Here is a 20,107-nt window from a genome sequence, read left to right as displayed (position 1 = left end):
AACTTTTGCGCTGATACAATTGAAACAATTCGCGCAGCCGCAGAAAACCGGTTGAAACGTTGATCGGGTACTGAATGACAATGCAAAATGAAACGAGCCACAGCGAGGACGACAAAGCGCGGGATCTTCTGCGCGACGCGGTCGAATCCCTGGCCGAGGCGTTTGCGCTCTGTGACGAGGATAATCGTCTCGTCCTGTTCAACCGCCGCTTCGTGGAGATGTTCCGGCCCATAGAGCCGCTTCTCGAACCCGGTCTCAATTGGGAGATCCTGCTGCGGGAGGCCGCGCGCCGCGGCATGCGTCTTCATGGCGTCGGCCGGGACGACGCCTGGACCGCCACGCTGTTTGGCGATACGCTTGAATATGTGCAGGATCTGGAGCTGGAGCATATGGACGGGTCCAGCTACCTCGTCTCCATTCACCCGACCAAGCTCGGCGGCTTCGCTGTCACCGGCGCGGACAACACGATCCGCAAGCAGGCGGAGGCGGCGGAGCGCGACAGCGAACTCCTGATCCGGACCGTGCTGGAATCCAGTCCCGCCAATGTCATCATGTCGCGGCTTGGCGACGGCATGATCATCTACCGTTCGGATGCCGCCCGCGAACTCTTCGGAGACAAGAAGTCCACGCGCGAATTCTTCCTCAGTCCGGAGGATCGCGCCGACTACATCACGGTCATGATGCCCGAAGGCGGTGTCGACGACTACCGGATCAACCTTCTCAACGCCCGCGGTGAGCCGTTTCCGGCGTCGATTTCGGGACGCATGGCGGAGTACAAGGGAGAGGAGGTTGTGGTGGCCACCACCATGGACCTGACATCCCAAGTCGAGGCGGAGGCGCTGATCCGCCAGGTGCTCGAGGCCTGTCCCGTTCCCATCCAGATGACCATCGCCGAAACCGGGCAGATCCTGTTCGCCAGCCCGGAGACCACAGCGCTTTTCGGTCCGGTTGAATCGTCCAGATCCTATTATGCCGATGAGCAAGCCAGGATAAAATATCTGGATGAACTGAAGCACCGCGGCTGGGTGAAGAATTACCGGGCCGAATTCCGCAATGCGCGCGGCGACAGGTTCTCGGGCGCCGTGTCGTCACGCATGATCGAATTCCAGGGACAGGAAGTCATTGTCTCCAACACGCGAGATTTGACCGACGACCTTGCGATGCAGGACGAACTGGAGCGCCAGCGCGAACTGCTTTTCCAGAACGAGAAGATGTCGGCGCTCGGCGAATTGCTCGCCGGCGTCGCGCATGAACTCAACAATCCGCTGACCGTCGTCGTCGGGCATTCGATGATGATGCTGGAGGACATCGACGATCCGGAGGCGCGCAAGCGAGTTGAGAAGATAAACGCAGCCGCCGAACGCTGCGCCAAGATCGTGAAGACCTTTCTTGCGATGGCCAGACAGCAGCCGGCGCGGATGGAGAAGATGGATATCAACGCCACAATCCGAACGGCGGTGGATGTCGCCGGCTACGGCCATGCCGCCGACGGCATCGAGATTGATTGCATTCTGGACCAAAGCCTTCCGGAAATCGTCGCCGACGCCGACCAGATCACGCAGGTGCTCATCAATCTCGTCATCAACGCCGAACATGCGATCTCCAGGTCCGGAACGGGCGACCGCATCGAAGTCTCGACCATTTTGGGCGCGAACGGATCCGTCGAGATCTATGTCGACGACAACGGGCCGGGCATTCCGGAGGCGATCAGGCCGCGAATCTTCGAACCCTTCTTCACCACCAAGGACGTTGGAGAGGGCACCGGCATCGGACTTGCCTTCTGCCATCGCATCATCCTTTCGCATGGCGGCCAGATCTGGCTGGACAGGGGCCGCCAGGGAGGAAGTCGTTTCGGCATCCGGCTGCCCGTTCAGGACCAGCCGGAGCCCGCGGCCGAAAAGCCACACACCGTCGAGGCGAAGAACGCCGTCCGGATCCTGGTCGTGGACGACGAAGAGGATGTGGCGGAACTGATCTCGCTGATCCTCGAACGGGAGGGCTTCCTGCCCGACACGGCCGGAACCGGCGCGGATGCGGTCGAGCGCCTGCGTCGCGCCAGATACGATGTCATTTTGAGCGATCTCAACATGCCCGGCATGGACGGCCGGGGATTCTATGATGCTGTCAGAAAGGAATTCCCGGAGATGCTGGAGCGGTTGGGTTTCATCACCGGGGATACTATGGGCCAGGCTTCACAGAGGCTTCTTGAGGAGACCGGAAGGCCTTATCTCGAGAAGCCGGTTGCGCCGGCGGATCTGCGCGAACTGGTAGGAAAGCTGCTGGGAAGCGACATTGAGGAGAAGCTGTAATGGAAAACGGAGATATTCGCATTCTCGCCTGCGACGACGAACGCGACGTGCGCGAATTGCTGCAGGAATATCTGCAGAAACGCGGCTTCATGGTGTCGACGGCCGGAAACGGCGTGGAACTGCGCGAAGTCCTTTCAGGGTTCGACGTCGATCTGATTATTCTCGACATCAACATGCCGGGAGAAGACGGGTTGTCGATCCTGAGATCGCTTCGACCGGACAATGCAACGCCGGTTATCATGCTGACGGCGGCGGGCGAGGTGGTGGACAGGATCATCGGTCTCGAGATGGGCGCCGACGACTATCTCGGCAAGCCGGTCGATCTTCGCGAACTCGAGGCCCGCATCAAGGCGGTGTTGCGCCGCAGGTCAGGTGGCGGCCCCGAGAAACAGGCGAAGGACAAGACGCGCTCGGCCCGCTTCGGCGAATTCCAGCTCGATATCGAAGCCGCCAAGCTGCTGTCGAGCGACGGCGCGGAAGTGCCGCTCACCGCAATGGAGTTCAGCCTCCTCAAGGTGTTCGCCGAAAACCGCGGCAGGGCTCTGACGCGCGACCAGATCCTGGAACAGGCGCATGACCGCTCCTGGGATCCGTTCGATCGCAGCATCGATATCCGGATCTCGCGCATTCGGCGCAAGGTGGAGGTCAATCCGGAAAAGCCGATGATCATCAAGACCGTCCGCGGCATCGGCTACATTTACGACCCGGAGGGGTAATAGGCGCCGCGGGGCTGTTCGCGTTACAATTGAAACGCTTTTCCTCGATACACGATATCCGGTTGAAACGTCCGGGGTCCAGTTTCCTGCTCCTGATCAATCAGAAATGGAAGCAGGGTCATGTTCGACAGATCACGACCGGGATTGCAGACACATCCTCTCTCGCACGGTTATTCGGCCGCTGAGCATTTTCTTGCGGGCGGCGCAGTCAACCTGCGTCCGATGACGGCGTTCGACGCCGAGAAGCTGCGGACGTTTCTGAACGAATTGACCGACAAATCGCGCCGGGAGCGCTTTCTGCGCCCCGTCAGCGAAATGCCTGATTATCTCCTGAGATCCCTGACACGCCTCAACGGCAGGCGCCACGTCGCCTTCATGGCGGAGGCGACGGAAGAGGGTTCGAAAAGAATGGTTGGCGAAGCGCGCTACGCCGTCGATCCGGAACATCCTGGCGAAGCGGAATTCGCGATCGCTGTCGATGATCGCTGGCAGGGACGCGGCATTGCCGTTCGATTGTTGGATGCCCTGGAGAATCGGGCGCGCACGGGAGGTCTTCGGCGGCTTTTCGCCGATACGCTGGACGACAATCACGCGATGCTGAGCCTGGCTCGCCGGTGCGGTTACACGGTTGCGGCAAACCGGCGGGAGGTCGGAGTGAAGCGTCTCGTCAAGGACCTCGCGGCGTCAAGCGCGCTGCATTGACGGGGCGTGGATCCTTTTCGGCCCGGTACTCCGAAACAAAGGAAACAATTCTCGCCGCAGTGCGAAATCAAACAGAAACGACCAGGCCATACTGTCCAGCCATCGAAAATCAAATGCAGCCGAAAGCGAAAGGCAAAGCAAATGAACATTGTCAGCAGACATGCACATGGTTTCTTCCCGGGATTGGAAGAGGTGTTTCGTCATCTCTACGCGCGGGTGGAAAAAGCACTACGACATCGCGCCCGTCGCTACCGCGACATCCAGGCGCTTCGCGACTTGCAGGAACTGAATGACGCGCAATTGCGTGACATTGGTCTGATGCGGGGCGACCTCTTTCAGGTTTCGCGCCTGCCCATGGAAGAGAACGCTACCGCCGAGCTCGGACGCATTTCGCGGCGGACGAAGCACTTCAAGTTATGACAAGGAGATAGACATGCCGATATTCCCCAAAGACGTCCAGGTGGACAGGAACCGACACGCAATCGATACGGGCAGGGGCGTGAAGCGCTCTCTCAACGGTCTCGATAGCGAAATCTACAGAAACTGGCTTCGTAAACAGGGCCGATAGGCTCCCCGAATTTCCTCCCGACTGCGCCGCCTTGCAAGCGGCGCTTTTTTTGTGTGGCGAAGCGAGCGCCTAGTGTGGTGGATTTGAAGTTCCTTACATTGTAGCAGCTGTCTCATACAGGAACTTCAAATCCGTAAACCACACTAGAAACAATATCTTGCTAGTGCCCTTGTCGAATCTGAAGTTCGAATAGAGCGTGCTGCAGGATGTAATCAACTTCAGATTCGGGGCACTAGTGATGTCGATGTCAGGCGCTGTGCACATGTGATCTTCACGGCGCTTGTCTCAATCCGATCCGGCAAAGGGAACGACGCCCATCCTGGCCGTGAAATGTTTCAGATGTTTCAGCCACTCACGAAATATAGAGCTATCATATTGAATTTCAGAAAGAAAATAATTCCATCATTTCCGACAATTGAAACATAAAACGGCGTTCAAGGAAATCAGCCTGAAACAGCAGCTCCCTAAATTTGCAGCATCGAAAATGAACTCCCGCACATTGGCGGGAGCCAGTATGAAGGAATCTGAAAAATGAACACGACCACCACTCATGGCGCAGAAGACGCGTTTGCCGGCTCGATATGGCGGCGCGTCATGGGAGTGCCCGGCCGCGTCCGGGCGGCAAACCGCAATCGCCGGGAACACGCCGCGCTGCTGGCCATGTCATCCCACGAATTGCGCGACATCGGACTGTGCCGCGGCGACGTCGCCTTCGGCGTCTCGAGCGGACGCGGCGTGTTCCGGGACATCGACTGATGATGGATCCAGAGCTTGTCCCCATGGCGCTGATCCGTGAGGGCGTTCACATCACCAAGGCGGAGGCCAGCATTGCCGGTGTCCGAATGTTGATGCTGAGCGTCCTCATTCGCGGCGCCCTCGGGGAGTTCCGTCGAAAACGGGATTGCCTGAAACCAAGAAATTGAAAACCCGGCTACCAAGCCGGGTTTCTTGTTTTTTGGGGTGCATGCCCGAGTCTACTGCTTGACCAGACCGCCGCCGCCAAGTCCGATCTTGCAGCTCGCCTTCAGCGGAACCCAGTTGCTCAGCTTCTTGAAATTCGGCGCGGATGCGCGGTAGCGCGCATCGATCGGCTGATGGATTTTCAGCGTGCGCGAATAGACGCCCATATATTTTCCATTGCCGGTCGCCTTCGTCGTGACCTGATACGGACCGGAGACGCTCGCGCCGCCGTCGCGTGCTATGTAGATCGGCACCGTTCCGGGCTTGTTGGTGAAAACCCAGACGTTCATCTTCGCTTTGGTCGGGCAGGCGTTGGTCTTGGGCGACTGGATGCCCATCTGCACACGGGACACCTTCAGTTTCGGTTGGCCGCCGGACTGAAGATCCAGGGCGTTGGCAAAGCCGGATGTGGCGATCAGCGTTGTCGCGGCCATTGCAGTGAGGAGGATCTTTCTCATGGGTTCGTTCCTTTGTTCGCTTCCCGATGATTCCGACTATGCGACGAACGTATTGAATGCCTTCTGAACTGTCCATTCATCCGCCGTTCAGTCGGAAAGGACCGCCTGACGGGAGTAGCATTGCCAGTTGGAATGCTGGTCCGAAGGTCAGGCCTCGGAGATAATGTGTACGGCGTCAGGCTGCCAGCTTATGTGACAGTCCTCACCTTCCTGGATAATTACAACGTCCGCGCCAAGCACGCGCACCCTGACCGGATGATCGCCGCTGTGACCGATCACAAGGGCGTTGTCGCCGTAGTTGACGATCGTGTCGACGGTCATGGTCGCCCATTCTCCACTCTCAGGAGCCTTGCGTGATATCTTCAGATGTTCCGGACGAATCAGGATGTTCACCGCTTGGCCGTTCGAGAACCGGGCGTCGGCCGGATAGCGACAGGTTCCGAAAACCGCGCATTCGGCGACACCCGCCGCTGCGTCGACCACATGACCTGCCATGATGTTGCTTTCACCGACGAAGCCGGCGACGAAACGCGTGTTCGGCCGGTGATAAAGGTCCAGCGGGTCGGCGACCTGTTCGATACGGCCCTTGTCGAAGACGACGATGCGGTCGGACATCGACATGGCTTCCGTCTGGTCGTGGGTGACGAAGATCGTCGTCACGCCGAGGCGCTTCTGGATGCGCTTGATCTCGATCTGCATCTGCTCGCGCAGATTCTTGTCCAGCGCGCCGAGCGGTTCATCGAGAAGAAGCAGGGAAGGCTCGAACACCAGCGCCCGCGCCAGGGCCACGCGTTGTTGCTGTCCGCCTGACAACTCCTTTGGATGCCGCTCGCTGAAGCCTTTCAGACCGACGAGTTCAAGCATCTGGTTGGCTTTCTCCAGACCTTCCTTTCGGCTGGCGCCCCGCATCTGCAACGGGAAATAGACGTTCTCGACCGCGGTCTTGTGCGGAAAAAGCGCGTAATTCTGGAAAACAATGCCGATATTGCGCTGATAGGGCTTCAGGCCGTCCAAAGGTTTCCCGTCGATGGTGATGCGGCCTTTCGTAGCGTGCTCGAAGCCGGCGATGATCATCAGCGTCGTCGTCTTTCCGGACCCGCTGGGCCCCAGAAAAGTGACAAATTCGCCGCGTTCGATATCCAGATTGACGTCGTCCAGCGCCTGAAAATCGCCGAACATCTTGTTGACGCCGCTGAGATTGAGATAACTGCTCATCGTTACTCCTGGGTGGCGAGAGCCGCAGGCCGCGGTTCCTGCCCGGCGTTTCTGGCGCGCAGCCGTCCGCGTAGCCCCCTGACGAGATAGGGCGTGAGAAGACCGATCAGAACCACGACGAATAGAAGGGTTGAGATCACCGCGATGACCGGGTCCGCCTCCTGACGGATGCTGTCGAACATCTTGCGCGGCAACGTCTCTGCGTCGCGGCCGGAAATGAAGATCGCGACGACCGTTTCGTCAAAGGACTGAATGAACGCGAAGAGCCCGCTGATCAGCAGTCCGGGACGCAGGATCGGAAGCGTGACATGGATAAAGGTCCTGACGGGGCTGGCGCCGAGGCTTTGGGCCGCCCGTTCCAGCGTGCGGTCGAATCCCTTTAGGTTGGCCGAGAGCACGAGGAATGCGATCGGCACCGACAGGCAGGAGTGGGCGAGAATTACGCCAAGATGGGTGTGGACCAGCCGCAACTGGCCGAAATAAGAGTAATAGCCCACAGCCATGACGATATGAGGCACAGCCATGGGCATGAGCATCATGATATTGGCGATGCTCTTGCCGTAGAATCTGTGGCGAACCAGTGCGAATGTCGCCGGCACTACAAGCGCCATGGTGAGGACCGTCGTCGCGGAGGCGATCAGGATGCTGTTCCAGGTCGGCCTGAGCCAGGACATGTCGGTAAAATAGTCGCGGTAGTAACCAAGCCAGTATCCGGGCGGCGGAAACTGCAAGGACTGCGCATCCGAGAACGACATCGGAACAACGATGACCAGCGGCGCCGCGATGAAGCAGATGACGATAAAGCCGATTGTTTTCATCAATCCGTTCATCTCGCCCTATCCCCACAACCTGTCGAGGCCAAAGCGGCGGTGGTAGATTGCGAGAATCACCATGGTGATGGCCAGCAGCACCATGGCCATGGCCGAGCCGAGGCCGAATGCCAGGAATTCCTCGATCTGGTGGCCGATAAGCCCTGCGATCATCTGTTCTCGCGGGCTGCCGAGCAGAACGGGTGTGACGTAGAACCCGAGACAGATGACGAAAACCAGCACGAGACCGTTGGCGATTCCCGGGGCCGTAAGCGGCAGATAGACATGGCGGAAGACGGAGAATCCTCTTGCTCCCAGGCTTTCGGCCGACTTGACGAGCGCCGGATCGATCTTCTTCATCACCGTGTAGATGTTCATGATCATGTAGGGGGCCAGGATGTGGACCATGGCGAGGGTCGAGGAAAACCGTGTGAACAGCAGATGTGGCGGGTCTTCGATGCCGATCAGTTCCATGAACCAGATGACCGGTCCCTGGTTGCCGAGTAGCACCATCCAGGCATAGGTGCGGACAAGGAAGCTGGTCCAGAAACTCATCGTCACGAGCAGCAGGATCAGCAATGCAGTCCGCTCGCTGCTGTGGGTCATCAGATAGGCCAGAGGGTAGCCTACTAACAGACAGCAGACCGCGACCAGCCCGGCCGTTGCAAAAGTGTTGATGAACACCTTCCTGTATAGCGAACCCGTCAAGACCTTGGTGTAGTTGTCGAGCGACAGCTTCGGCTCTGTCACGCTCATGATCGCAACGTCGACAAGCGGCACGATGAAGAAGACGAGGAGATAGGCGGCGAGGGGCAGGAGCAGCAGCCACGGCCACAACTGGCCACGGCTCTGAACACCGCCGGTATGGACGGACATCCGTATTACTCCTGCCCGATGCTATACTAGCTGGCGATCCACTCTTCGAAGCGCTGCGAGACTTCGTTCGGATCGGCGCCGAAATTCGCTACATCCTGCTCGAAGACCATCGGATAGTTCTGCGGCGATGTCGGCATCCGCTCGGCGGCGGCCGCATCGACGAACTCGTTGGCGGCCGGATTGAGCGCACCGTACTTGCCCTGGGTCACGAAACCGGCGAGAGGCTTCGCACTGGTTGCGAAGGCGACGAACTTCTTGGCCGCTTCCATATTGGGCGTGTTCTTGGCGACAACCCAGTAAGCCCGGTCGATTTCCGCCTGGTTCCAGGTCATGGCGACCGGAGCACCCGCATCGAGCGCTTCGTAGAAGCGGCCGTGCCAGATGCCGATCATGTCGATCTCGCCATCGCGCAGGATCTGGGTTGACTGTGCGCCGGCCGTCCACCACACGCGGATATGCGGTTTGATCTTGTCGAGCGAAGCAAAGGCGCGGTCGATGTCGAGTGGGTAGAGATCCTCGACCTTGACGCCATCGGCCAGAAGCGCGATCGGCAGGACGCGGGCCGGATAACGCTGCAGCGACCGCGGTCCGGGGAACTTGTCGACATTCCAGAAGTCGGCCCAGTCCTTTGGGCTTTCATCTGCATACTTGTCGGTCCGCCAGGCAAGCACCGTGGCAAAGGCGTGGCTGGCGACGCCATTCTGGAACAGACCGCCTTCGTAAGGCGGTTCCAGCTCCTCGATGATGCCGGCCTGGTTGGCGCGCAGAATGTCGCCGCCGCCAAGTGTTGTCACATCGAATTCATAGACGCCGGTCTTTACCTGGGCGGCGAGCTTGGCGAACGAGACCGGGGAGACCGTCCGGATCTCGATCCCTGTTTCCTCGGTGAACGGTTCGAAAAGGTTTTTCGTCGCGGCTTCCTGCCAGGGGCCGCCCCACGTATTGATGTAGAGCACATCGGCGGCTTGGGCGCGGCGTATGAATGGCGCGGCGAGTGTCGTCGCTGCGAGAGCTGCCGCGCCCTTGAGTGCGGTCCGGCGACCAATATTGACGGTCGGCTTCGTCAGAACGGGTCTTTTGTCGTGCATGTCAGTTCACCTCTATCTTTGGTTTACGGAAGGTAGCCTCGTAGAGCCGCATCCAGTTCTTGTGAGTTATCTTGTCGACTTCCTCCTCGGAAAAGCCGACCGCCCGGAGGCCATCGGGAATTACGCGCATGTCCTCGACGTCCTGGAACCACTCGGGCGGCGGCGCTTTACCTGGTCGCGCGGCCGACGCCGCACCGTAGTCGACGCCGCGGGTCCAGCGGCCCTGACGCATCCAGGCGTAGTCGGGGGCAGTGAAATTGTGGCTGCGGTCGGTGCCGATCGCGACCGTGTCGACGCCGCCTATCTCGACGGTCCTGGCCAGCATTCCGCACCAGGCCTCAACGGTTTTGCAGTAGTCGTCGCCGGTAATGTTGCGGTAGGTCGCACAACCGATAACGCCTCCGGTTTCGCCCAGCGCCCGGATGACGTCGTCGGACTTGTTTCTCTTATGATCGAACAGCGACTGCGCGTTGGCGTGGGTGACGGCGATCGGCTTATCCGATGCTTCGATGGCGTCGAGCGTGGTGCGGTTGCCGACATGGCTGCAGTCGACGAGCATTCCTGCCCGATTCATTTCGAGGATGACCTCGCGGCCGAAACGGGCAAGCCCACCGTCCTCGGCCTCGTAGCAACTGCTGCCGAGTTCATTCTGGTTGTTGTAGGTGAGCTGGACCACGCGAACGCCGAGTTCGGCAAACAGTTCGACAAAGCGGATCCGCCCCTCGAACAGGTTGGAATTCTGGTAGCCGAGAATGACTGCGAGCTTGCCTTCGTTGGCCAACCCGGTGATTTCAGAGGGCGTCGTGGCAATGCCCGCGATATCGGCGTTCTCACGGATGAGATCACGCCATCTGCCAAGCGAATCGAGTGATTCCACGGCGCCTTCCCAGAAGCCGCAAGTGACAACGACACCAGCCACGCCGGCCCTGCCCAGCGACTCGAACGCCGCCCTGTCGAAGTGGCCACATTGGAGACCGTCAATCATCAAGTCCGGCATCCATCCCCTCATTCTTCGTTTATTTTTGGTCGGACCAAGAACTCGAGATCCGTATCGTCATCGTTGTCGGCGCGGCCGATTACCTTGCCGTCATCCGTCACCATGACCGGCCCGGCGTGGCGGCGGGACACCACCGTGTCCGGGGCCAGGGCTCCCTTTGCCAGCGTATAGATCCGCCACCAGAGATCGGCAGGTACGTCTGCGCCATTCTCCAACGCTTTCCAGAGGACTGTATCCTGGTGAGCCGCATCCTCGGTTTCGAGATTATGCGCCGAAAGAACCGGCGTCGCGGCATCGGTAAAGCCGATATCGAGACCGAACCGGCGGCCGAAGCCTTCCGCGACCTCGAGTTCCCTGGGGTCGTCTACATTCAGGATCTCGACCTGTCCGGCGCCGAAGCGTTCGGTTAGCTCACACATCAGGTCGATCAGGCTCGGTATCGCGATCCAGGCATGTTCGCCGCCGCAGTCCACGACGATCTTGCCGGATGATTCCGACACGATCCGGATGTTGCGCGGTTCGGCGGTTTTCAAGCGTGAAAAACGTTGATCCAGCAAATGTAGACCGCCGAGAGCCATCATCTGAGAATACATTGGCAGGTCGTAGATAGTTAGCACGAAGCCCATTGGAAGGGCCGTCTGCTGCAGGACGCGTTCGGTCATCATGCGCATTTCGCGCGGCATGATCCGCAAGGTTTCAATGCTCTCGCTCAAAGGACCGGCTCCTCGGGATAATACCAGAATTCGCCCTTGCCGGCCCGGATTTCATCGGTCGTCGGCGCACCGTGAAAGAGCACGCCGCGCAGGTTCCGGTTCAGGAAGTCCCGGGTCTTGTCGATACCGTGGACTGTCACGTTCATAAGCCTGACGAGATCGATCGGGATAAAGTCGCCGGCATTGATGTTGGCGATTGGCGAGTGATAGGGCTCGCCCGACAGGCTTTGGAGTCGCCCGACCAGATAGCGGTGCTCCGGATGCGCCATCAGGAAGCGGGAGAGGAAGGCATCACCTTCGAAAGCCTCGAGATCGGCTTTGAGCTTCTGGACGCCGCCGGGAAGATCGAGCCCGAGATCCAGCGCATGAGGGACTTCGGAACGAGGGCCTCTTCTTGGTTCTTCGGCTGTTTCGGATTTATACCAGACATAGGTCGAGGCGTCGGGAGCGGACATGTCGATATTGAGCGCCCACTGATATTCGCTCGCGATGATGGCGCGAAGGTCTGCAACGGTCCGGCTCGCCTGAAGCGGCAGTTCGTCGACTCCGCCTTGCTTAGCCGCGAGGCGATCGGCCGTTTCCGGAACCAGTTCGATCATCAGCGAAAGCAGCGTCTCGACGCTCTCCGGGTGCAGTTCGTTTTCGAAATGGCGGATCAACTGGTCGAGCGGCAAAGGAGAAGCGTCGCCTGCGATTGCGCCAGATTGCTGCAAATCCCTGACGGCCGCGACTATCTTGTCGAGGTCTGCCGCTATCTCGGTGCTCGACGCCAGCGTCTCGTACGTCATACGGTCCTGCCTTCGGAAGACGATGGCTTTTTCAAGCAGCATGACCAGACGGTCGAACCGTGGATCGCCTTTCTTCAGTTCCAGCCCGCGCGCTTCGGCGATTGCCGTTTCACGCGCCTTGATCCACGAATTGATGAGACGCGGATGCCGGTGGATGAAGAATATCAGACCCAGCGCAGACCCGTTGCCGACGCCGATGAAGCGGCGTAGCTCGGGTTTCAGGGACACGGCCTTGTCCGATTTGAGCCTTGCCAGATGCTCGACGAGATCGCAGGAGAACTCACGCATCAGATAGGCGTTGAGAAGCTGCGCCTCCAGAGGCCCGCCAAGCGCATGGTCCGGTCCGAGTGAGGGAAAGGATCGTGTCCCGAAAGTCCCGTTGCCATCGAGGCCGGTATTGCGCATCAGATAGCAGGCGCCGGCGATCTCTGAGACATCGGGCTGGTCGCCGCGCATCAAGGCTTCGACGGTATGGTCAAACACCCGCATTGACCGGTTGGAGCGGCACCATACGAGGGTGTTCTTCGTCGAACGGCCTCGATAGAGTTTCGGCAGTTCTGCTCGGGCGGCCTCGATGTCGGCATCGTTCGCCGGGCCCTCGTTGAGCGTTCCCATCATGTCCCAGGCGCGGCCGATAATGCGCCCTGTCCGCATCTTGCTGCTCGGCGGACGGGAAAAGGCGATGAAGCTGAATTCCTGGCCGGGCGCCCGGATGTGGTAAAGGGCTGTCCCGGCGCCTGTTTCGTCGATGTCGAACCGGTCGATGCCGATATCCCAGCGCTCGCGGATCATCTTGTTCATGAAGGCTCGCGCGCCACTCAACCTGCTCGGCTGCATGGCCGCCAGGGTGGACGGCAGCATGACCTTTGCTGCGGGTCTTGGGCCGGGTTTCGCATCCAGTACAGAGGCTTCGTTTGCGACCATCGCCATCGTCAGTCCTGCTTTCCCTTCAGCAACTGTGTAATTTCCCCGGCAGTCCTGAGGAGCGGGTCGAGAAGCTTGTCGAGGTGAAAGCGACTGTCCGGCGCGACCAGCGAAACCGTGGCCGGGCATTTGCCGAGATAATCGAAAACGGGAGCGGCGACGGCGCGCACGCCAACCATCGTGTAACCGGTCGAGATTGCATATCCCTTCTCCCTGACCTCCGCGAGGACATCTTGGGGCGGAAGTTCGCGGGTTCCGTTCGAAAGCCGCTCAAGGGTCAGGTCGTCCGCATAGGCGACGAGGATACGTCCGGAGGCAGAGCCTTCCAGCGACATTGTGGTGCCGATCTTCTGCTCGGCGCGCAGAACGTTTTCACTCTCCACGCGCTGGATGATGCAGGGAACGCCGCCGTCGAGAACCGAAATGGATGCGGTTTCGTGCGTCTCCTCAACCAGCCTTTCCATGATTGGAACGACACGTTGCCCGAGGCTTGCCTGTTCCAGCGCCGCGGCGCTGATGCGGCAGGCGTGCAGCGACAGGCGATAACGCCCCGCATCGTCCAGTTCGACCCAGCCGGCCTCGATCAGGGTCAAAAGTCTCTGATAGGCGGTGGGACGAGAGAGCTTCATCGCATTGGCGATTTCAGCGAGGCGCATTCCGCGACGATCCGAAGCCAGCACGTCGAGTACTGCCATCGTCTTCAGTGCCGTGGAGAGCGGGCGGACGCCGGCTTTCTCTTGCTGTATTCTATTAGAATACTCGATATCCATATCAGATATCTTGTCGCGGCCCTGTTTTTGTGTCAAGCGGAATCCATTGCGCGCGGCAGCGCGCTTCGAAGACATGTTTCAAAGGAGATGATATTCCGATGGCCAGAACCGGCGCTGACCTGCTTGTCGAAACCCTGGTGGACAATGGAATTGACACCTGTTTCGCCAATCCCGGAACGACGGAAATGCATCTTCTGACCGCCATGACGCGCAACAAGGCGCTGGCGATGCATCTCTGCCTGTTCGAGGGGGTCGCGACAGGCGCCGCCGACGGCTATGCGCGCATGAGCGGAAAGCCGGCGGCGACATTGTTGCATCTGGGACCGGGGCTGGCGAACGGCGTCGCGAACCTCCACAATGCCAAGAAGGCGGACACGCCTGTGTTCAACGTTATCGGCGAGCATGCGATCGACCATATCCGTCACAATGCTCCTTTGACCTCGGACATCGAGGGCATCGCCCGTCCTGTCAGCCGCTATGTCGAGACTGCCCGAAGCGCCGACGGCATAGGCGATCTCGCCGCAACCATGCTGGCGGATATGGCGGGGCCGGAAGGCGGCATTGGAACGCTTGTCGCGCCCAACGATGTCGTCTGGTCGGAAACCGCTGCAAGCGCGATCCGGAAAAACTCTTTGCCCCGACCCGAGTTCGACCGGTCCGTCGTCGGCAAGGCGATCGAGACGCTTCGCCAGGGCGAGACGTCGGCGCTCGTCATCGGCGCGCCGTTCATCAGCGCCCGAAGCCCATACCTGGCCGATGCGATATCGAGGGCGACCGGCTGCACGGTTCTGGCGGAGGCCGCCGTCGCCCGCATGCAGCGCGGCGGCGGCGCGCCTGCGCTCGAGCGCATCCCGTTTCATGTCGACCTGGCGGTCAAGCGGCTGCAGGATATTCGCAGCGTGGTGCTTGCCGGCGCCCGCGATCCGGTGGCCTTCTTCGCCTATCCCGGACGGCCGAGCCGCCTACTTCCCGAAGGCGCGGAGGTGTTGACGCTGAGCGCGCCGCGCGCCGACCTTGAAACAGCGCTAGAGGCAATCGCATCGGAACTCGGCGTGACGGCCGGAGAACCGCATGTGGTGGAAAAACCTGCCTTGCCGGCGGCTGGCGCCATCACGCCGGAAAACCTGGGGCGATTGCTGGCGAACCGGCTTCCCGACAATGCGATTGTCGTCGATGAATCCATCACCTCCGGCGTCCATCTCTATCCGATGTGCGCGGCTGCGGGCGCGCATGACTGGCTGACCAATCGCGGCGGATCGATCGGCTACTCCCTGCCCGTGGCGATCGGATGCGCGGTCGCCTGTCCGGATCGAAAGGTCATCACGTTGACCGGCGACGGCTCGGCTTTCTATACGTTGCAGGCGCTCTGGACGATGGCGCGCTCCCGCCTCGACATTCTGGTCATCATCATGGCCAACAGGTCCTACCGCATCCTCAACAACGAGATGTCGAATATCGGCGCCGGCGCGCCGGACGCCGACAGCGTTCCTATGATTTCGCTCACCGATCCGGAGCCGGATTGGGTCAGCCTTGCAAAGGGGCACGGCGTCGAGGCCAAGCGCGTGGAAACGACGGATCAGTTCGCAAGCGCGTTTGCCGCATTTGCATCCGTTCGCGGCCCCCGCCTCATCGAAGCGGTGCTTTGAAAAAAGGCGGGGACGGCGCAGGTACTCAGTCGAAATGGGCCGAAACGTAGTCGCCCGCCGCGTTGATCAGCTCATCCACGGTCTTCTCATCCGTGAATGCACTGAACGTGTGATCCATCGGCCTGACGAACAGTTCCTCTTCGCCGTCATGATAGTCGACGAAGACCTGCCCTGATTCCGGACCGAGAAGCAGGATCATCGCCGACGCCAGATTGGCGCCCGGGCGCCCATAGCGCCACAGCGTCGAGATCGTGGTCTGTCCGGCCGGCGGCGGTTGCGCCCATAGCGCCGCCCGTGCTCCAGCCGACGATCGCCATGCGGTCTGCGTCAACTTCACCGGAAGCCGCCAGGTAATCGAGCGCGGCAAGTCCATCCATGACCAGCCCGCCGACCGTCTCTCCCTCAAAGTCAAAGGTCGCCGTCTTTTCCGCGGCGATGGCGCCAACGGATCAAAGAGCAAATGCGGCGGCGGTCAGCGCGGACCGGATGCCAGGCGATGTCATGACTGCTCGCCTTCTTGATATGGATTGCCGGCGAATGATAGTGGCGGAAGTTGTTTGCGGCCGGCAATTATACGGAGAATGTCGCCTGCGCCGGTTTTGACTTCACGTCTCGAAGTTGTTTCAATGGTTTGATCGAAAAAAGGACAAGCAATGGACCAGGTAGCCACCCACGTAGAGCCCTACATCCCGCTGATCATCAACGCCGTAAAGGCGCTGGTTTTCCTGGTGGTCGGCTATATCGTCGCCAACATGGCGTCGGGTTTCATCAAGAGGCGAATCGTTTCGAACCCGCGCATCGACGATACGCTAGGCGGTTTCTTTTCCTCTATCGCGAGATGGCTGATCCTGACGATCGTCATCATCGCCGTTCTCCAGCTCTTCGGCTTCCAGGCGACCAGCCTTGTTGCGGTTCTTGGCGCGGCCACTCTGGCGATCGGCCTTGCCTTGCAGGGTACGCTGGCCGACGTCTCCTCGGGCGTGATGTTGATCATTTTCCGGCCGTTCAAGCTCGGCGAGTATGTCGATGTCGGCGGCGCCGCCGGTACTGTAAAAGATCTCAATCTGTTCTTCACGGAACTCGCCACGCCCGACAATGTGCAGATCATCGTGCCGAACGCCAAGATCTGGGGTACGATCATAACGAACTATTCGGCGCACCCGACACGGCGGCTCGATGTCCAGTTCGGCATCGACTACGACGATGACGCCGACAAGGCGATGTCGGTCATTCTCGACAGGGCGGCGGCCGACAATCGGGTGATGAAAGATCCCGAACCCTGGGTGAGGGTTGTCAATCTCGGTGATTCATCCGTCGATCTGGGCGTGCGGCTTTGGTGCAACGCGGCCGATTATTGGGAGCTGAAATTCGCCTTCATCAAGGACGTGAAAAAGGCCTTCGACGAAAACGGCATTTCCATTCCCTATCCCCATCAGGTCGAAATCAGGAAGGGAGACTGACCCTTCAGCCTTCCATGGCGGTCCGGTACATGTCGGCGAGCATTGCGGCGTAGCGGCGATAAGGGCCAGGACCATAACTGATCCGCCCGACGCCAGCCTTTGCGAGGTCGGCGTGTGACGGCGCGTCCGGCATGATCAGGATATTGACGGGTAGCGAAGACGCCGCGCACAATTCCGCGACAAGGTCGATATCGACGAGGCCGGGTGCGAAAAAGCCGCTCGCGCCGGCCTCCGCATAGGCCGCAGCCCGGTCTTTCGCCGCCTGTAACAAAGCCGGATGTTTCGAACGGTCGCGTTCCTTGAGAAAGATATCCGTTCGGGCGTTGGCGAAGAGCATGATCCCGTTTTCCTCGCCCGCCTGAACCGCGGCCCGCAGCCGCGTCGTCTGGATGTCGATGTCATACAGACCCTCGCCGCCGACGATCTGATCCTCGAAATTGACGCCGATCGCGCCGGACCGGATGATACGGCCCACATTGGCCGCTATGCCTTCCGGTCCCGCCGCGTATCCGCCTTCGAAGTCCACTGTCAGGGGGATGTCGACGGTGGCTGCAATGCGGCTCGTCACCACTTCCAGAAGTTCCAGCGGGATCGATTCCCCGTCCTGATACCCGTGAGCGGCCGCGACCGACCAGCTTCCCGTCGCAACTGCGGGCGCTCCGGCGTCCGCAACAACCTTGGCGCTGCCTGCGTCCCAGATATTGAACAGGACGAGGGGGTCGCCCTTGACATGCATGGCTGCGAACGCAGCCGCCTTCTCTGACTGGTTCATGCGATTTCCTCCCGATGATCCGCGCGCCTGGCAGGCGCCGCGTATTGCCGCTCCAGTTCGATGAGTTGCTGCTTGCGCCAGAGACCTCCGCCATATCCGGTCAGCGAACCGTCCGCGCCGATGACCCTGTGGCAGGGCACGATGAGGGCGAGTTGGTTGGCCCCGTTGGCGCGCGCGACCGCGCGCGTCGCATCTGGCCTTCCGATGGTCCGCGCGAGATCGCTGTAGCTGCAGGTTTCGCCAGCCGGTATTTCCCTCAGCGCGCGCCAGACCTCACAGGTGAACGCGCTGCCATGAAACTTCAGCGGAACAGTGAACGCAGCGCTTTGACCGGAGAAATAGGCGGCGAGCTCCGTTTCCGCCTGTTCGGTCGGTGGTTCGCGGCCGATGCCAACGCCGCCTTTCGAATGGGCGCGCAGGCGCTTCAGTTCCGCCGGAAGCGCCTTTCTGTCGATGAATTCCAGGAGATGCAGCACATGTCGGTCGCTGACGGCGATCATGGCTCCGAGCGGCGTGTCGATCCAGCTTGCCTTCAGGAGTTCACGACCGGTGAAAGAGGACGGAGGCTGTCCGAGCAGACGCGCGAAGGCGTTGCGAAAACCGCTCGGGGAATCAAAGCCGGCGTCGAGTTGGGCGTCTATGACGCGGCCGCCGCCGGACAGCGTCTCGAAACCTGATCGGATTCGGGTAAGCCGCGCCATTTCCAGAAACGTCATTCCGTAATGCCGCTTGAAAGCCCGTCGCACGGTTGACGGATCCAGTCCCATGGCGACGACGTCGCCCTCGCTCCAATGGTGTTCCGGGCGCTGTTCGAGCGCGCTGACGAGCCGCTGGACAGCAGCGTCGGCTGCCGCCGCCGGCGCCATCGGATGGCACCGTTTGCACGGACGAAAACCGGCTTCAAGACATTCCTGCACGGACGCGAAGAACGTGCAATTTTCAGACTTGGGATTGCGCGCCGGACAGGACAATCGGCAAAACACACCGGTGCTCGTCACGCCGACGAAGGCGCGTCCGTCGTAGGCTTCGTCGCGGTCTATAAGCGCCTGGTAGAGTGTGTCGTGGTCAGGCAATCGAAACAGCATGGCGGCACATTAATGGGTCGCCGCCGGGCTGTCAGTCTCAATTCGGGCGTCGATATCGCAAATGCGTTGTTCGACAGCGGATTATTTCTCGGTGTGCACATGTGGTTCGATCTCCTCGACGCCGAGGCTCGACAGATGCGCCTCAGGGCTGACGTCGGAGACCGGCCGGTCGCCGGCCAGCACATCGCCGTAGCGGCGCAGGCGTTCAAAGGCGTAGAGAAGAATTCCGACCAGAACGCAGGCGACCGCGATGCCCAGCCATCCGAGCGAGGGAAGGGCGTTGAAGCAGGTCCAGACATATTGTCCGACACACAGAATCGATACGAACAAAAGCGTCGGCTTGCGGCCGATCAGGCCGACGATGAAGACGCCGAGCGGCGCTCCCAGCGCCACGACCGGCGCGGCCGCGAGCCAGTTCTCGTAGGTTCCGGGCTGCATTCCGGTGGTGAATTTCTTGATCAGGACGCCGTAGACAGAGCAGAACGCCATGATGACGACCGAGGTTGGAATGGCGATCTTCAGGTCGGTTCGGAACAGGAGAACGAGGCAGGCGTAGACGACCATGTCGATGCCCACGCCCGTGACGGAAACCACGGTTGCGCCTGCGAGAAAGCCGAGGATCGCGCCGATCCGGAAATCCCAGGTCTCGCTGAACTCCGTCATGCCCTGATGACCGGCGATTTCTGCAAGACGATAGAGATGCAGAAGTCCGAAGCCGCACCAGATGACGGCGAACGATATCTTGATCCAGAGATCGGAAAACAGCGGCGCGACAAAGAATATGCCGAGCGGAACGCCGAGCGTTGCGCCAAGAATGGCCCCGTACAGCATGGACCGGGCAAGGCCCTGCCGCCGGCACAGGATAAAGATGCTGGCGCTGGTCATCCCGACGGACTGCACCGCGAAACTGAAGTCCCGCCCCATGCTCGCGGGCATGTCAAAGAAAAGGACCAGGACAGGAAATCCGACAGTCCCGCCGCCCATCGGGGTCGAGCCGGCCACATAGCTGCCAAGCGCCATGGCCATAGCGATCGGCCAGTGGGCGAGCGTCGCGGCGACATTGTCCATTCCGAACACCAGCCAGGTCCAGACGACGTAGAACGCGCCAAGCCAGAGGAACCACAGCCAGAGATGGTTGCGCCTTGCAGTGGATGTGGACATGGATATTTCTAACCGAAGCTCTCGTTCTTGTGGTTTCTTCGCCTGTCGGTCGCTTCCCCGGGAATGACGGTTTTCCGTCTTTTGACCTTT

General features: G+C 60.3%; 23 protein-coding genes. 9 read left to right on the top strand and 14 right to left on the bottom strand.

The genetic code is table 11. The features are described from left to right. Window positions 1-74: 74 nt before the first annotated feature. The 7 genes from K1W69_RS10635 (at window position 75) to K1W69_RS10610 (ending at window position 5,218) form a co-directional block, all read left to right on the top strand. The gene (locus K1W69_RS10635) at window positions 75-2,309 is read left to right on the top strand and encodes a hybrid sensor histidine kinase/response regulator (RefSeq protein WP_220228329.1); all 2,235 of its coding nucleotides are present in this window, start codon (window positions 75-77) and stop codon (window positions 2,307-2,309) included. Further along, window positions 2,309-3,025, top strand: a complete 717-nt coding sequence (locus K1W69_RS10630; protein ID WP_220228328.1) for a response regulator — start codon at window positions 2,309-2,311, stop codon at window positions 3,023-3,025. The genes K1W69_RS10635 and K1W69_RS10630 overlap by 1 nt, the downstream gene beginning before the upstream one ends. 120 nt (window positions 3,026-3,145) lie before the next feature. Next, window positions 3,146-3,727 (top strand): GNAT family N-acetyltransferase, encoded by a 582-nt coding sequence (locus K1W69_RS10625; RefSeq protein ID WP_220228327.1) that lies wholly within the window; start codon window positions 3,146-3,148, stop codon window positions 3,725-3,727. 141 nt (window positions 3,728-3,868) lie between these two features. Further along, window positions 3,869-4,147, top strand: coding sequence for a YjiS-like domain-containing protein (locus tag K1W69_RS10620; protein ID WP_220228326.1), 279 nt, complete (start codon window positions 3,869-3,871; stop codon window positions 4,145-4,147). Between the two features lie 13 nt (window positions 4,148-4,160). Beyond that, entirely contained in the window at window positions 4,161-4,295 is a 135-nt protein-coding gene (locus K1W69_RS27030; RefSeq protein WP_258570987.1) for a hypothetical protein, read from the top strand. 531 nt (window positions 4,296-4,826) lie between these two features. After that, on the top strand, window positions 4,827-5,051 hold the full coding sequence (locus K1W69_RS10615; protein ID WP_220228325.1) for a DUF1127 domain-containing protein: 225 nt from the start codon (window positions 4,827-4,829) through the stop codon (window positions 5,049-5,051). Then, a complete protein-coding gene (locus tag K1W69_RS10610) occupies window positions 5,051-5,218 on the top strand; it encodes a hypothetical protein (RefSeq protein ID WP_220228324.1) in 168 nt (55 codons plus the stop codon). The genes K1W69_RS10615 and K1W69_RS10610 overlap by 1 nt, the downstream gene beginning before the upstream one ends. 51 nt (window positions 5,219-5,269) lie before the next feature. On the opposite strand, the gene K1W69_RS10605 is transcribed toward K1W69_RS10610, so the two are convergent. The 9 genes from K1W69_RS10605 to K1W69_RS10565 all read right to left on the bottom strand — a co-directional run bounded on the left by K1W69_RS10605 (window position 5,270) and on the right by K1W69_RS10565 (window position 13,818). Further along, on the bottom strand, window positions 5,270-5,713 hold the full coding sequence (locus tag K1W69_RS10605) for a hypothetical protein (RefSeq protein ID WP_220228323.1): 444 nt from the start codon (window positions 5,711-5,713) through the stop codon (window positions 5,270-5,272). Window positions 5,714-5,860: 147 nt separating this feature from the next. Further along, entirely contained in the window at window positions 5,861-6,928 is a 1,068-nt protein-coding gene (locus K1W69_RS10600) for an ABC transporter ATP-binding protein (protein WP_220228322.1), read from the bottom strand. Window positions 6,929-6,930: 2 nt separating this feature from the next. Next, window positions 6,931-7,758: an ABC transporter permease gene (locus K1W69_RS10595; RefSeq protein WP_220228320.1), complete on the bottom strand. Its 828-nt coding sequence runs from the start codon at window positions 7,756-7,758 to the stop codon at window positions 6,931-6,933. Between the two features lie 6 nt (window positions 7,759-7,764). Beyond that, window positions 7,765-8,613 carry an ABC transporter permease gene (locus tag K1W69_RS10590; protein WP_220228319.1) on the bottom strand — a complete coding sequence of 283 codons (849 nt, stop codon included), beginning with the start codon at window positions 8,611-8,613 and terminating at the stop codon, window positions 7,765-7,767. 26 nt (window positions 8,614-8,639) lie between these two features. Continuing rightward, window positions 8,640-9,701, bottom strand: a complete 1,062-nt coding sequence (locus tag K1W69_RS10585) for an ABC transporter substrate-binding protein (protein WP_220228318.1) — start codon at window positions 9,699-9,701, stop codon at window positions 8,640-8,642. A 1-nt stretch (window position 9,702) separates the two neighbouring features. Next, window positions 9,703-10,689: a dipeptidase gene (locus tag K1W69_RS10580; RefSeq protein WP_220229296.1), complete on the bottom strand. Its 987-nt coding sequence runs from the start codon at window positions 10,687-10,689 to the stop codon at window positions 9,703-9,705. Between the two features lie 17 nt (window positions 10,690-10,706). After that, window positions 10,707-11,411 carry a hypothetical protein gene (locus tag K1W69_RS10575; RefSeq protein ID WP_258570985.1) on the bottom strand — a complete coding sequence of 235 codons (705 nt, stop codon included), beginning with the start codon at window positions 11,409-11,411 and terminating at the stop codon, window positions 10,707-10,709. Further along, window positions 11,408-13,129, bottom strand: coding sequence for a hypothetical protein (locus K1W69_RS10570; RefSeq protein ID WP_258570984.1), 1,722 nt, complete (start codon window positions 13,127-13,129; stop codon window positions 11,408-11,410). Before K1W69_RS10570 ends, K1W69_RS10575 begins: the two co-directional genes overlap by 4 nt. A 2-nt stretch (window positions 13,130-13,131) precedes the next feature. Then, window positions 13,132-13,818, bottom strand: a complete 687-nt coding sequence (locus tag K1W69_RS10565) for an IclR family transcriptional regulator (RefSeq protein WP_258570983.1) — start codon at window positions 13,816-13,818, stop codon at window positions 13,132-13,134. 173 nt (window positions 13,819-13,991) lie between these two features. On the opposite strand from K1W69_RS10565, the gene K1W69_RS10560 reads away from it, so the two are divergent. Continuing rightward, a complete protein-coding gene (locus tag K1W69_RS10560; RefSeq protein WP_220228316.1) occupies window positions 13,992-15,539 on the top strand; it encodes an acetolactate synthase large subunit in 1,548 nt (515 codons plus the stop codon). 25 nt (window positions 15,540-15,564) lie between these two features. On the opposite strand, the gene K1W69_RS27460 is transcribed toward K1W69_RS10560, so the two are convergent. Together K1W69_RS27460 and K1W69_RS27455 are read right to left on the bottom strand one after the other, a co-directional pair. Then, a complete protein-coding gene (locus K1W69_RS27460; RefSeq protein ID WP_220228315.1) occupies window positions 15,565-15,738 on the bottom strand; it encodes a hypothetical protein in 174 nt (57 codons plus the stop codon). Then, window positions 15,686-15,916, bottom strand: a complete 231-nt coding sequence (locus K1W69_RS27455; RefSeq protein ID WP_220228314.1) for a prolyl oligopeptidase family serine peptidase — start codon at window positions 15,914-15,916, stop codon at window positions 15,686-15,688. The genes K1W69_RS27460 and K1W69_RS27455 overlap by 53 nt, the downstream gene beginning before the upstream one ends. Before the next feature lie 276 nt (window positions 15,917-16,192). Here K1W69_RS27455 and K1W69_RS10545 point away from each other — a divergent pair, with 276 nt between their 5' ends. Further along, window positions 16,193-16,999 (top strand): mechanosensitive ion channel family protein, encoded by an 807-nt coding sequence (locus tag K1W69_RS10545; protein WP_220228313.1) that lies wholly within the window; start codon window positions 16,193-16,195, stop codon window positions 16,997-16,999. A 4-nt stretch (window positions 17,000-17,003) separates the two neighbouring features. Here the strand turns inward: K1W69_RS10545 and K1W69_RS10540 are convergent, their stop codons facing one another. From K1W69_RS10540 to K1W69_RS10530, 3 genes are all read right to left on the bottom strand, one after another. Then, window positions 17,004-17,771 carry an isocitrate lyase/PEP mutase family protein gene (locus tag K1W69_RS10540; RefSeq protein WP_220228312.1) on the bottom strand — a complete coding sequence of 256 codons (768 nt, stop codon included), beginning with the start codon at window positions 17,769-17,771 and terminating at the stop codon, window positions 17,004-17,006. Continuing rightward, the gene (locus tag K1W69_RS10535; protein WP_220228311.1) at window positions 17,768-18,856 is read right to left on the bottom strand and encodes a bifunctional transcriptional activator/DNA repair enzyme AdaA; all 1,089 of its coding nucleotides are present in this window, start codon (window positions 18,854-18,856) and stop codon (window positions 17,768-17,770) included. Before K1W69_RS10535 ends, K1W69_RS10540 begins: the two co-directional genes overlap by 4 nt. An 81-nt stretch (window positions 18,857-18,937) precedes the next feature. Beyond that, window positions 18,938-20,017, bottom strand: a complete 1,080-nt coding sequence (locus K1W69_RS10530; protein ID WP_220228310.1) for a sulfite exporter TauE/SafE family protein — start codon at window positions 20,015-20,017, stop codon at window positions 18,938-18,940. Window positions 20,018-20,107 lie beyond the last annotated feature (90 nt).

This window comes from Flavimaribacter sediminis (assembly GCF_019492055.1).
GTDB classification, from domain to species: domain Bacteria; phylum Pseudomonadota; class Alphaproteobacteria; order Rhizobiales; family Rhizobiaceae; genus Flavimaribacter; species Flavimaribacter sediminis.
Note: the sequence above shows the minus strand (reverse complement) of the source record. Positions and strands in the feature narration are given on the sequence as shown.